Source organism: Acinetobacter sp. GQ146 (assembly GCF_059758585.1).
Map to the genome: position 1 here is coordinate 148,538 of NZ_JCAXDV010000001.1, position 12,994 is coordinate 161,531.

10 protein-coding genes and 8 tRNA genes are annotated in these 12,994 nt (G+C 42.0%); 15 read left to right on the plus strand and 3 right to left on the minus strand.

Features of this window, described 5'->3' with window-relative positions; translation table 11 throughout:
* Nucleotides 1–3: 3 nt before the first annotated feature.
* From AC6CHI_RS00655 to AC6CHI_RS00670, 4 genes are all read left to right on the plus strand, one after another.
* Entirely contained in the window at nt 4–540 is a 537-nt protein-coding gene (locus tag AC6CHI_RS00655) for a chemotaxis protein CheW (protein ID WP_458890950.1), read from the plus strand.
* 52 nt (nt 541–592) lie between these two features.
* Nucleotides 593–2,665: a methyl-accepting chemotaxis protein gene (locus AC6CHI_RS00660; RefSeq protein ID WP_498119046.1), complete on the plus strand. Its 2,073-nt coding sequence runs from the start codon at nt 593–595 to the stop codon at nt 2,663–2,665.
* Nucleotides 2,666–2,820: 155 nt separating this feature from the next.
* Nucleotides 2,821–7,284 (plus strand): hybrid sensor histidine kinase/response regulator, encoded by a 4,464-nt coding sequence (locus AC6CHI_RS00665; protein WP_498119047.1) that lies wholly within the window; start codon nt 2,821–2,823, stop codon nt 7,282–7,284.
* 1 nt (nt 7,285) lies between these two features.
* On the plus strand, nt 7,286–7,747 hold the full coding sequence (locus AC6CHI_RS00670; protein WP_458890947.1) for a hypothetical protein: 462 nt from the start codon (nt 7,286–7,288) through the stop codon (nt 7,745–7,747).
* Nucleotides 7,748–7,812: 65 nt separating this feature from the next.
* Here AC6CHI_RS00670 and dapE read toward each other — a convergent pair whose 3' ends face one another.
* The 3 genes from dapE to AC6CHI_RS00685 form a co-directional block, all read right to left on the minus strand.
* Complete coding sequence (gene dapE, locus AC6CHI_RS00675; protein ID WP_458890946.1) at nt 7,813–8,946, minus strand: succinyl-diaminopimelate desuccinylase; 1,134 nt, start codon at nt 8,944–8,946, stop codon at nt 7,813–7,815.
* 115 nt (nt 8,947–9,061) lie between these two features.
* A complete protein-coding gene (locus AC6CHI_RS00680; protein WP_498119048.1) occupies nt 9,062–9,202 on the minus strand; it encodes an entericidin A/B family lipoprotein in 141 nt (46 codons plus the stop codon).
* A 110-nt stretch (nt 9,203–9,312) separates the two neighbouring features.
* Nucleotides 9,313–10,200 carry a DUF1853 family protein gene (locus tag AC6CHI_RS00685; RefSeq protein ID WP_498119049.1) on the minus strand — a complete coding sequence of 296 codons (888 nt, stop codon included), beginning with the start codon at nt 10,198–10,200 and terminating at the stop codon, nt 9,313–9,315.
* Between the two features lie 98 nt (nt 10,201–10,298).
* On the opposite strand from AC6CHI_RS00685, the gene AC6CHI_RS00690 reads away from it, so the two are divergent.
* The 11 genes from AC6CHI_RS00690 to AC6CHI_RS00740 all read left to right on the plus strand — a co-directional run bounded on the left by AC6CHI_RS00690 (nt 10,299) and on the right by AC6CHI_RS00740 (nt 12,992).
* Nucleotides 10,299–10,664 carry a YbaN family protein gene (locus AC6CHI_RS00690; protein WP_498119050.1) on the plus strand — a complete coding sequence of 122 codons (366 nt, stop codon included), beginning with the start codon at nt 10,299–10,301 and terminating at the stop codon, nt 10,662–10,664.
* 50 nt (nt 10,665–10,714) lie between these two features.
* Entirely contained in the window at nt 10,715–11,221 is a 507-nt protein-coding gene (elsL, locus tag AC6CHI_RS00695) for a cell wall-recycling L,D-carboxypeptidase ElsL (RefSeq protein ID WP_458890942.1), read from the plus strand.
* 277 nt (nt 11,222–11,498) lie between these two features.
* Nucleotides 11,499–11,574 (plus strand) — tRNA-Val (locus AC6CHI_RS00700).
* 23 nt (nt 11,575–11,597) lie between these two features.
* Nucleotides 11,598–11,674: transfer RNA gene (locus tag AC6CHI_RS00705), tRNA-Asp, on the plus strand.
* Between the two features lie 51 nt (nt 11,675–11,725).
* Nucleotides 11,726–11,802 (plus strand) — tRNA-Asp (locus AC6CHI_RS00710).
* 21 nt (nt 11,803–11,823) lie between these two features.
* A tRNA-Val gene (locus tag AC6CHI_RS00715) sits at nt 11,824–11,899 on the plus strand.
* 14 nt (nt 11,900–11,913) lie between these two features.
* Nucleotides 11,914–11,990: transfer RNA gene (locus AC6CHI_RS00720), tRNA-Asp, on the plus strand.
* Nucleotides 11,991–12,087: 97 nt separating this feature from the next.
* Nucleotides 12,088–12,163, plus strand: a tRNA-Val gene (locus tag AC6CHI_RS00725).
* A gap of 44 nt (nt 12,164–12,207) precedes the next feature.
* A tRNA-Asp gene (locus tag AC6CHI_RS00730) sits at nt 12,208–12,284 on the plus strand.
* A 93-nt stretch (nt 12,285–12,377) separates the two neighbouring features.
* Nucleotides 12,378–12,453 (plus strand) — tRNA-Val (locus tag AC6CHI_RS00735).
* Nucleotides 12,454–12,530: 77 nt separating this feature from the next.
* Nucleotides 12,531–12,992, plus strand: coding sequence for a DUF2750 domain-containing protein (locus AC6CHI_RS00740; RefSeq protein ID WP_498119051.1), 462 nt, complete (start codon nt 12,531–12,533; stop codon nt 12,990–12,992).
* Nucleotides 12,993–12,994: the final 2 nt, after the last annotated feature.

Sequence of the window (12,994 nt, forward strand, 5' to 3'; positions counted from 1 at the left end):
ACTATGGCAGCGAATGGATTTATCGAATTACTTCGCTTGGCAAAACGTGGCAATAAAAACTACGTTTCGACCGAAAATGAAGTAAACCGATGGTCAGGGATTGCATTTGAAATGATGGGGCAATATTTCGTTGCCCCATTAGGTGAGGTTTCGGAAGTTATTTATCCACCTAAATATACGCCAGTACCAAATACTCAGTCTTGGGTAATCGGGCTGGCCAATATTCGTGGAAGACTACTTTCTGTTGCAGATTTGGCACATTATATTTCTGGACACCGAAGCCAATATTCACCGACTCAAAAAGTCTTATGTATCAGTCATCATGATCATTATGTCGGTTTGGTGGTCGATCAGGTTTTGGGCATTCAACACTTTAATAAGAAAAGTTTCTTTTCTAAACACAAAGATTTAGATAGTAACTTGCAAGAATATTGCCAAGGGTATTTTCATCAACATAACCAACAATGGCATGTTTTCTTATTTAGTCGTTTATTGCAAAATCCAAAATACATGAACGCATCTATAAAACTTATAAATTAAATACTCACGCACATTAAGTAAGAATGAAGGCGAAATTCGGGGGAGAAGCTGCATGGGCTTTAAACTAAAAAAGAAAAATGCAGGTGAAAGTACCAACCGTTCGGGTGGTAATGCTTTAGTAGCAAAAATTCAATCACAGACGGAACAGTTTTCACGTGTATTCGGTGACAGTGAAAAGTCCAGGCCATTAATTTTGGGTGCAGCGTTTTGTATCATCTTGGCAATTTTCCTTCTGTTGTACTTATTCTATAGCGTACCGAGAAATAACGAATATACGCGTAGTTTGGGTGAGTTACGTCTTTTATCGCAAACAATTTCACGTCAAGCGACTGAAGCAACTGCGTCAGGTACACCAGAATCGATTAAAAAATTAACCGAATCGCAAAAGGCATTTGCTGAAAATCTTGAAACAGTCAATGATATTCACGCGAGTACTGAGGCATTACGTGAAGTTGATGCACAATGGAAAAAAGTTTCTGAAAACATTGACTTAATTGCATCGCAACAAAAAATCATTAATCAGTTATATGACACGAATATTGCGATTAGTGAAAGTATTCCTGGGATTCAGGCTGAATATAACCTGATGGTTGACCAAATGGCACGTCAAAACATGCCAAGTAGTCAGGTGGTGATTGCGAAGAACCAGGTATTCATTGCAGAACGTATTTTACGTTCGATTAACTCGGTTCTAACGGGGACGACCAACTCCAGTGCCTCAGCGGATGACTTTAGTGCTGATACTGAAACCTTTGGTTCATACTTAAATGCACAAATTAATGGTAGCGCAGAACTGGGTGTACAACAGATTTCAGAGCCAGCTTTACGTGAGTCTTTAGATGGTATTAAAGCTGAATATGATGAAGTATTAAAATCAGCAGCGGCAACCGTATTAAAGAACTCGGCTCAAATCGTAAAAGTACGTCAAGCATCTTCTTCAATTTTTGAACAATCAGATGCGCTGCTAAGCAATTTGAACAAATTGTCTGGTGGTACAGGTTGGGCGATTGCAATTCCTGCATTGGGCTTAATTCTGGCTTTATTGGGCTTCTTGTTCTGCGTATTTAAATTACTTGTACTTCGTGGTGAAGCCGATAAAGTCCGTGTATCGCGTCTACAAGAAGAATATGACCGTAACCAGAATGCGATTTTACGTTTACTTGATGAAATTGCCGACTTGGCAGATGGTGACTTACGTTCTTATGCAACGGTATCTGAAGACTTTACTGGTGCAATTGCCGACTCGATTAACTTTGCGATCGACCAATTACGTGAGTTAGTTTCTCGAATCACTGAAACTTCTGCCGAAGTGGCGCACTATACGCAAAATACCCAGATCATTACCAACCAGTTAGCGGAAGCTTCTGAGCATCAGGCGCAAGAAATTGCTGGTGCATCTGCCGCAATTAACGAAATGGCGATGTCGATTGACCAAGTATCTGCGAACGCATCTGAATCTGCTACGGTAGCAGAACGTTCGGTACATATTGCATCGAATGGTGCGGAAGTTGTAAACCGTTCCATTGAAGGTATGGATATCATTCGTGAACAGATTCAAGAAACCTCAAAACGTATTAAACGTTTGGGTGAATCTTCTCAGGAAATTGGTAACATCGTAGCCCTGATTAACGATATTGCCGACCAAACGAACATTCTGGCATTAAACGCTGCGATTCAAGCATCGATGGCGGGTGAAGCCGGTCGTGGTTTCGCGGTCGTAGCGGATGAGGTTCAGCGTCTTGCGGAACGTTCTGCATCGGCAACCAAGCAGATTGAAACCTTAGTAAAAACCATTCAGACAGATACCAACGAAGCCGTAATTTCGATGGAGCAAACCACCTCTGAGGTTGTACGTGGTGCAAACTTATCGAAGGATGCGGGTGTAGCACTGGATGAAATTCAAAACGTATCGGGTAACTTGGCGAAATTGATTGCAAGCATTTCTGATGCAGCAAAACTGCAATCCGCTTCTGCAGGCCATATTGCAACGACGATGAATGTTGTACAAGAGATTACCTCTCAAACCACAACGGCAACCTTCGATACAGCGCGTTCGGTTTCTGAACTTGCCAACATGGCAGAGTCATTACGTGAATCTGTAACGGACTTCAAACTACCTGAATAATTTGCGCAAGCAAATGATCTACCGATCTGGCATAGAGCGGTAGATCAATCTAGTTTAAAGCATCGACCCGCTGGACTATAGAAATTAGTCCAGCGTGATGATTACACTCAGGTTTGAGCGCCTTTTATGGTGGCAAAACGTAAGAAGCCAAAGCTATGAAAGAAATATTAAAAAACTTAGTCAATACGACAACGCTTCCAGAAGATAGTTATCTTGATCAAGATGCTGAGATTTTAGAGATTTTTGTAGAAGAAATTGAAGAAATCTTTGCCGAGTTAGACAGCATTTTTACCCAATGGTTTGCCCATCCCGCAGATCAAGACACGCTAATGACTATTCGTCGGCACTTTCATACGCTGAAAGGTTCTGGTCGTATGGTTGGGGCTAAGTCGGCAGGGGAGCTGGCTTGGGCTGTTGAAGATACATTAAATCGTGTGATTGCGGGAGCAATTGCCTTGGATCACACGATTCAAAAATTTGCACAAACCGTTTATCGCATTTTTCAGTACAAGCTTTACCCACAATTCAAACAGGTCAAGCCAATTGAAATTGATTTACGTCCTTTAGTGCTATTGGGGCAACAGTTACAACAAGGTCAATCGCCAGAACCTGCATTAGAAGAATTGTTGCTTTTAGCGGATCAGCTCCAATCAGAGCAGGATACGATAGGACTCGAATTTGCAACTGAGCAAGAAGATGTTACGTTAGCCGAAGAAACATTATTGCAAGAATCTAAAGATCTGCAAGATGTTACTATTGCAATCTTTATTGAAGAAGCCGAAGAGCATTTAGCAACCATTGACGGTTTCTTAAAACAAGAGGCTGAAGATGGCCAAGACTACAATGCCTTAATACGTGCATTACATACGCTGCGTGGCAGCTCGTCCATGGCGCATATCCAGCAAATTTTTGATGCCAGCTCAAAAGTCGAAAATTTATTTAAAACCTTATTGCAAGAAGAAATTGTTTCCTCTTCAAATGAAACGGCATTGCTGATTCAATATGCTGAATTTGTCCGTGATTATTTACATATTCTACGTCAAGGCAAGTTAGAGAATCTGAACCAAATTGATCAAACCTTCAATCAGGCTTGGGAAGATTATGGTTTTAGTCACCAAGATATGGAGACAACTGCAAACCCACAAGGGTTAGTGTCTCAACTGATTGAACTAGATATTGATTTACTGTTAGATGCGGAACTAGAATTTGAGAAACGGGCGAAAACAGAGTTCCCAGCTTACGTTCAGCAATTAAGCATTAAGGCAGAATTATTAGCCCAGCATACAGACAATCGCGCCTCGGCAGGTATTCATTCATTTATTCAAACTTTAGATGCATGTTATCAGGCACTGTTAGCTAAGCCAGCACTATTAAATATTGATTATGCCTATGAGCTGTTTAGTCAGGCCCATCAAGAGTTTATCTATTTATTTGATACTTTGGCCGCGGGTCAACGTATCAGTCTGAGCGCGCATGCAGATCAAGTACTGCAAAATCTGATTGCTTTTGTTCAGCAGGATTTAGAAATCTTTGAGGACGTAGAACAAGCAACTGATGCTACTGCTCTTCAAGTGGAAGCCGATGTAACGTCTGAAGAAAGTCAAAAAATTATTGCTGTTGACTTTGCAACATTGTCAAAACGCTTACAAGTTGACCACAACTTGCAAGATGCTGAAGACTCAAATCGTCAGTTTGATGATGATCTCCTCGATATTTTCCTTGAGGAAGCTGATGAATTGCTTGTGGGGATTGATCAGGATGTACATACATGGAGTAGTGATCAGTCCAATACTGCCGCTTTAAATAATTTGATGCGCTATTTGCACACCTTGAAAGGCGGTGCAAACATGATTCAGGCGACGCATATTGGTTTAATCGCACATGAACTCGAAACGATTTATGAGCGGATTATCAATCAACAAATTCAAGTGTCACCTGCACTCATTCAGATTGTTCGATTGGTACAAGACAATATCGCCGATCGTATTCAAACTATTCGTGAACAACGTGTCGATTATCCAGCACCAGAAGCGATTGATATTTTAACGAATATTCAGGCCTTGGTGGCTGGTGCTGTTGCTCCGATGAGTGTTGAAGTCACGCCTGAACAAACTTTGGCTGCGATAGAAAAAGTTGCTGCATATGCTACGACTTCTGTGGATAAACCAGTAGCGCAACCAGCGCACATTACGGGTGCTTTTGAAGATGAAGCGCCTGAGATTGACTGGGATGAACCGGCTCCTTTAGCCATACAGGCACAGATCACAGATTCGGACGAGAGTGTACGTTCTATCGTCGAAGAAACCTTCTTCGAAGAAGCGGCAGAAATCTTCGAAACTATGGACAAGTTGTTGAAACAATGGTTTGAACAACGTAGTGACCGTAGCTTATTGCTTCAATTACAACGTGCTGCGCATAGTCTAAAAGGCGGTGCGCGTATGGCTGAAATTGAAGCGGTGGGTGCAATTGCCTATCGAATTGAAAGTACATTTGAACAGTTTGCGGTTCATCATTTCAATTCCAATGTCTATGATGCCTTGTTACAGACCACGCTTGCATGGTTAAAACAAGCGATTTTCGAACATGATTACAGCAACTTTGACAGCTTAAAAGCCAGCCTTGAAGCGATTGAGTATGTCGATGTTACGGTTCAATTGCCGACACGTAAGAGTCCAGAGCTTGCTGCAATTACAACGCCAAGTTTTGAATTTATTCAGGGCGATGGTACTGAACCTCCTGCAATGATGGGTGAATGGGAAAGTTCTGGTCAAAGCGATCAATCCAATGAAATGATTCGAATTTCAGCTGATTTGATCGAGAAAATGATCGATTTGTCGGGTGAAAACTCGATTAACCGTTCCCGTATTGAGATGGATTTGGGGCAATTGGGGAATACGCTGAATGAAATGGAATTGGCCATTAAGCGTTTGGCAGACCAATTACGTCGAATGGAAGGTGAATTAGAGTCGCAAATTATTGCGAAGCATGGTAGTGAAGTCGGACGCTATGCGGATTTCGATCCACTAGAAATGGACCAATATTCTTCATTGAATCAGTTGTCTAAATCGTTGGCGGAATCGGCATCGGATTTAATTGACTTTAAGAGTACCTTGGCTGAAAAGATTCGTGATACTGAAGGTTTGTTATTACAGCAATCGCGGATTCAGGCTGAAATTCAAGAAGGCTTAATGCGGACGCGTTTGGTTCCTTTCTCGCGCTTATTACCACGTTTGCAACGGATTGTGCGCCAGACTGCATCAACGCTGAATCGTCCTGCTGAACTGATTGTAAACAATACCGAAGGTGAATTAGATCGTACCATCTTGGAGCGGTTGACGACACCACTAGAGCATATGCTGCGAAATGCAGTTGACCACGGGATTGAAGATCCTGAGCAACGTCAGTTAGCAAACAAACCAGCAGTTGGACGAATTGAACTGAATATTACCCGTCAAGGTACTGATGTTATTGTTGAGTTCCATGATGATGGTAAAGGCATTGATGTCAGCAAAATTAAAGAAAAAGCTATTTCTTTAGGCTTGATGAAAGCCGATCAAATGCTTGAACAGCAGGAGATCTTACAGTTTATTTTCCATCCTGGTTTTAGTACGGCACAGCACATTACCCAGATTTCGGGACGTGGGGTCGGACTGGATGTGGTTCAAAGCTCGATTAAAGCCTTAGGGGGGCATGTTGCTGTAGATTCCACCTTAGGACGTGGCACCAGCTTTAGTATTCGTGTACCAACGACGGTTGCGGTAAGTGATGCCTTGATGGTGAAATCGGGTGATCAGCAGTTTGCGATTCCATTGGCACAAATTGAACGTATTGTCCGAATTGCACCTACGGCACTTGAAAGCTACTTCAACAGTAAAGATGATTACTTCCAGATTGATAATGAAAGTTATAAATTACGTTATCTGTCTGAGTTTGTATCGAATCAACCATTACCTCGTCTAGGTAGTATTGCGCATTCTTTACCTGTCTTGCTCATCAAAGAAAATAGTGGTCAAACGATTGCGTTATTGGTTGATCAGTTAATTGGTTCACGTGCACAAATTGTTGTAAAACCAATTGGACAGCAGTTCGCAGCGATTGGGGCAATTGCAGGCGCGACAATTCTCGGGGATGGACAAGTCTGCTTGATTTTAGATGGGCAAAATATTGCACGTCAAATCCAGACCACACAGCGTGTGAAACATGTCCATGATCAGCGTGATTCATATCGTTATAGCGATACCCGTCGTTTAATTATGATTGTGGATGACTCGGTAACAGTACGTAAGGTAACGTCGCGTTTACTTGAGCGACAAGGTTATGATGTTGTGACTGCAAAAGATGGTGTCGATGCCATTGAGCAGTTGGAAAATGTCCGACCAGACCTAATGTTGTTGGATATTGAAATGCCGCGCATGGATGGATTTGAGGTGACCAATTTAGTTCGTCATCATGAAATCCACAAGCAATTGCCGATTATTATGATTACATCACGTACGGGTGAAAAACATCGTGAACGTGCCTTCAGTCTTGGGGTAACACACTATATGGGTAAACCTTTCCAAGAAGCTGAACTGTTAAATAATATTGAAAGCTTATTGATGGCGAAACAGGGTGAATAAGATGAGTGAGAATACTGCGAATAAGTCGGTCTTAGACCAGATTAGTCAACAGGAGTTACACCATCTCATTACTGTTTCTACAGGATTTATTGATGCGTACATTATTCAGTGTTATGGCAAAGTGGCGATGCTACTGCCGCAGAATATTGTACTTTCCGCACTGGATAGTCCAACCCATGTGAATTCGGTAGAATGGCATGATGTCAAACTTCCAGTATTTGCGGTCAATGATCCTGCTCAAGACGCTGGTGTTGCTTTAGTGATTGAAGGGGATGAGGTCAATCAACGGTTTGCCTTAATGTGTAATGAAATGCCGAAATCGGTGCGTGTGCGTATCTCTGAAGTGGTTGATGAGGAAATGACCGTGACGGATCCGATGGTGTTTCAATATGTGCGGATGGGGGAACAAACTTTCCAAGTTCCGAATATGGCACAGATACAGGCCAGTTTAGGTCTTCTTTAACTGTTCAGACTGATAAAAAAACCCATGTGTCAACATGGGTTTTTTTGTTTGGCTAAATTAACAAATTAAGTTAATAAGCCTTCCAGAATTTGTTCATAAATCTCAGCAAGTGGCTCAAGATCAGCTACATTCACATGCTCATCAATTTGATGGATGCTGGCATTTAATACGCCCAACTCAAGTACCTGTGCACCCGTTGGCGCAATGAAACGACCGTCAGACGTACCACCGCTGGTTGATAATTCAGTTTCACGACCTGTGACATTGCGAATTGCATTTTGTGCAGCATTCACCAATTCACCAACAGGAGTTAAGAATGGTAGACCTGAATGTGTCCATTTAATCTCATAGTTAAGACCATGACGATCTAAAATTTCTAGGACACGGACTTTTAATTCTTCAGCGGTCACTTCAGTTGAATAACGGAAGTTAAAGGTCACCGTCATTGTGCCTGGTACAACATTGGTTGCGCCAGTACCAGCCTGAATATTTGAAACTTGGAACGAGGTAGCAGGGAAGTACTCATTGCCCTGATCCCAAACCGTATCACACAGTTCAGCAACCGCCTTAGAGGCCATATGAATTGGGTTAATCGCTAGGTGTGGATAAGCGACATGCCCTTGTTTCCCTTTAACCGTTAAGACCGCATTTAATGAACCACGACGACCATTTTTCACGATATCGCCTAAATGATTGGTACTAGACGGTTCACCCACCAAACACCACGTCATTTTTTCCTGACGTGCCTCTAGTGTTTCAATCACTTTCACCGTGCCATTGATCGCTGGACCTTCTTCATCCGAAGTAATCAGAAAGGCAATTGACCCCTTATGGTTTGGATGTTTGGCAACGAAGCGCTCTGATGCTACCACCATTGCAGCCAGTGCTGTTTTCATATCGGCACTGCCACGACCATAAAGCTTGCCATCACGAATTTCAGGAATGAATGGTGCAGAATGCCAAGCATCTAGATTTCCAGTTGGGACAACATCGGTATGTCCTGCAAAACAAAAAACAGGAGATTCGGTTCCTTTACGTGCCCAAAGGTTATCCACGTCATCAAAACGCATAGGTTCAATATGAAAACCAATTTTTTCTAGACGTTCAGCCATAATATTTTGGCAATTATGGTCTACAGGAGTAACAGAAGGTTGGCGAAGTAACTGTAAACTAAGTTCGAGAGTTTCGGAGTGGTTCATACGGCAAAGCAAGTGAAAAATATGCAACTATGATAGGCGAATCGCATCAAGAAAGGGAGTTTTGAAATAAAAAAACCTTATCGTTTTGATAAGGTCTGAAGAGATGAGAGAAAAATTATAATTTGTCTGCCGTCTTCTCAGCGCTGTTGGTGACGACATCGCCGACTTTAGAAACGTCTTTGCCGACACCTGCAACCGTATTACAACCAGTTAAAATAACGCTCAGTAATAAAGAGACCGCGATTGCTTTTTTCATGACATACTCCCAAATTTTTTTAAGTTCCAACTTTTAAGAAGTTAAAAAATAATCGCAAATAAAAGTACGTCAATTTGATCGTAGAAAAGTAAATGATTGTATAACCCTGTTTAATCTGAGTTATTTTGAGCAGAAGGGTACTGTAATAGCGGTGGATTGCGATACATATAAAAATTCTTTTCGGTTCCTTGCTGATACGCATACAGTCCATCGGTCCAAAAGTGTGGAGTCTGACTGGTTGCACACAAGTTCGGACAGAGCCATTCGTGACGTTGCAGACGATAAGTAAAATACTCGCTTGGGATAAAGTCATACCCCCATAAGCCTAAGCGACGCTGGCGACAGACCCAGTCAGGAATTTGCGCTAATGAAGTATTTAAAGGCAGATAAAGTTGACCTTTGAGCATGACGAAGCGCTGTTGGATGGGATAATCGAGTGCTTGATTAAATTGAAATTGTTTTTGAGTAAAGTGATTTAATTTACGTTTTAAGGTATCCGTTCTATTTAGTCCATACCAGTGGGGCAAGGAAAAATCACATTCAGCCAGATAATATTTCAGCGCAACTTCCCAATGTTCGACTTGATTGCTTTCAGTATTCTGTAGCAGAAAATCAATTTCCCCCAAGGTTCTAGGGCCAGAAATTTGCTGAATACTGTGTCCAAGTAAATGGTAAGGATGATATTGATGTTCACGCAGCCAAAACCATACGAACATTTCAAATCTTAAACCTAAGCGGGTGCTTTTTAATTGGTTGAGAAAGTTTTCTAATTCATTCGGATGCTGATCTAGAAAATTTAATCGTGGCTGATATAAGTCAAAGTATTCTTGCCATAGGTTGTGGGCATGTAGTTGAAACGGTTGCTGAATCACAAACTGTTCGGGATAAGCTGAAAGAATATTTGGACTGGCGACCGTAAAAGCGAGTTGACGCACCAACGGATTTTTATAATGCAACCAAGGTTCAAACAGAGAATCCTGTTGTAATGTGTCAAACATAAGCAAAACCAAAAGGAACTGAACAAAGTACAGAATTTAAAAAGGATAAAGTGTAAAAACATTTTATACTAGCGCAATTCTAGAAGTAGGGCTTGAAGATGAAGGGATTGTTTTGGCGAAGTTTGGTGGTGCTCTTTGTCATTTTAGGCTTTATTGGAGCAGTCTTGCCAGGTATGCCAACAACAGTCTTCTTGATTTTAGCCGCTTGGGCAGCATCTAAAGGCTGGCCACAGATGGACGATTGGTTATTGAATCATCCTAAATACGGTACAACGCTACGTGCATGGCGTGAAAATGGCACAGTGCCACGGAAGGCGAAATGGATCGCTTCGCTGATGATGGCCCTCAGTGGCATAATGATGCTATTCACCACGGCGCCTTTTGCGGTAAAAGTCTTTACCGATTTAACCATGCTGATTGTAGCGATTTGGTTATGGTTACGCCCCGAAGCAACATCAAAATAATAGGCATCGTTTATGCTAGCGGTAGCCGCTATTTTATTTAGGTCAGTCCAATGCAATATTCATTACAACAAGCAGATATTTTAATCGATTTAGCTGAACAAACCTTACAGTTGCCCAAATACAATAAATTTTATGTTATTTCCTCTGGTAAAAATGGTATTGGCGAGCAAGAAAATAGTGGAAAAACGCCCCGAGGATGGCATCAAGTCGCGTTAAAATTTGGTGAATATGCCCCAGCCAATGCGGTATTTATTGCCCGTAAAGAAACGGGTGAGGTCTATGATCAAGAACTGGCTGATGCATTTCCGGAACGAGACTGGATTCTATCCCGTATTTTATGGCTTTCAGGCTTAGAACCTTGTTTTAACCAAGGGGAGGGCTGTGATACGTTTAACCGCTATATTTATATTCATGGCACACCTGACAGCGAGCCTATGGGGATTCCTATGTCACATGGTTGTATTCGCATGCGGAATGAAGACGTGATTGAATTATTTGAACTCATTCCGGAAAAGGCGCTGGTATACATTTCAGAACATGCTTTAAATTTGGTTTAATCTGCAAAATTTAAGTTTTAACAGAGCAGTTTGGTGTAAAACTGAAAATCATCAGGCCTTTTTTTACTAAAAATGAGTTGAGCGTAAAAATAATCTAGCGCTGTGAATTAAAAAAAGTAGCACTATTTTATAAATAACATACAGAATTTGTTTGTTTTTATAGCAATCCACCTATTTTTTAATCACTCAAACATAAAATGATGAAAACTGTGAGAAAAGCGTTTGACACTCGGTAAAGATTCTCTATAATGCACCTCACAAACGATGAAGACGTTAAGGGCGCTTAGCTCAGTTGGTAGAGCGTCTGCCTTACAAGCAGAATGTCGGCGGTTCGATCCCGTCAGCGCCCACCAAGCCTTTACGTTAAACTCTCAGTGCAGCGGTAGTTCAGTTGGTTAGAATACCGGCCTGTCACGCCGGGGGTCGCGGGTTCGAGCCCCGTCCGCTGCGCCACTTGATGAGTTTAATAAATTGTTTGTACCACATTAGTGACTTTGTGTAAGTGCAGCGGTAGTTCAGTTGGTTAGAATACCGGCCTGTCACGCCGGGGGTCGCGGGTTCGAGCCCCGTCCGCTGCGCCATTTATACAGATCATTTAATGCGGGCGCTTAGCTCAGTTGGTAGAGCGTCTGCCTTACAAGCAGAATGTCGGCGGTTCGATCCCGTCAGCGCCCACCAGATTTCTTTGCGATGCAGCGGTAGTTCAGTTGGTTAGAATACCGGCCTGTCACGCCGGGGGTCGCGGGTTCGAGCCCCGTCCGCTGCGCCATTCCAAAGTAATCGATGCAACCTGACAAGTTGTTTAAAGATAATCCTTAGTGTTTATCTTGCATCCTAAAAATAGTGATGCTATTTTTAATGCCCTAGGGCGCTTAGCTCAGTTGGTAGAGCGTCTGCCTTACAAGCAGAATGTCGGCGGTTCGATCCCGTCAGCGCCCACCATAATTTTGACAGATTATGGATTTTGGTTTTAAAGATTCCGTGTTGCAGCGGTAGTTCAGTTGGTTAGAATACCGGCCTGTCACGCCGGGGGTCGCGGGTTCGAGCCCCGTCCGCTGCGCCATTTATCTTAAGTTCCTGAGACTTAAGCTATTAAATACCAAGATAAAATCTTATTATCTTGCGTCATAAAAACAACACTGTTGTTTTTCTCTCAGGGCGCTTAGCTCAGTTGGTAGAGCGTCTGCCTTACAAGCAGAATGTCGGCGGTTCGATCCCGTCAGCGCCCACCATATCTCTCGTTCATCTTGTCTACATGTCCATTGTTATATAGAATTTATTCTATAATAATTTCAATATAATGATATGCATGAGAAATCCTTATCAGCGTAAAGCAGCATCTAAAACCTCTAGTTCTAGTGATAATGTCAAAGAACTTTATAAGCAGTTCATTGAGAATATGGTTGCACAAGGTTCAATCATCGCGTTGTATCAGGACGGTTGGGCAATATGTACAACGCCATCTGGACAGCGTGGATTTCCAATTTGGCAAAATAAAAATTTAGCAAAATTGATGATTAAAGACACTTGGGCAAATTACCAAGTTCAGGAAATTCCACTTAAAAATTTAATTGAGCAGCTTATTCCGTATTTACGTCAGCAAAACACCACCATTTCAATGGATCTTACACCCGATGGACATAATCTGATGGTGTTGCCTGAAAAGCTTTTATTAGACTTAAAAAATTATCTCTATCAAATCTATTTACAAAAGCCTGAGTTATTCCAGAGCTTGAAATTGCCTTTGCCGCGTCATATTCGGTTAAATTAGTC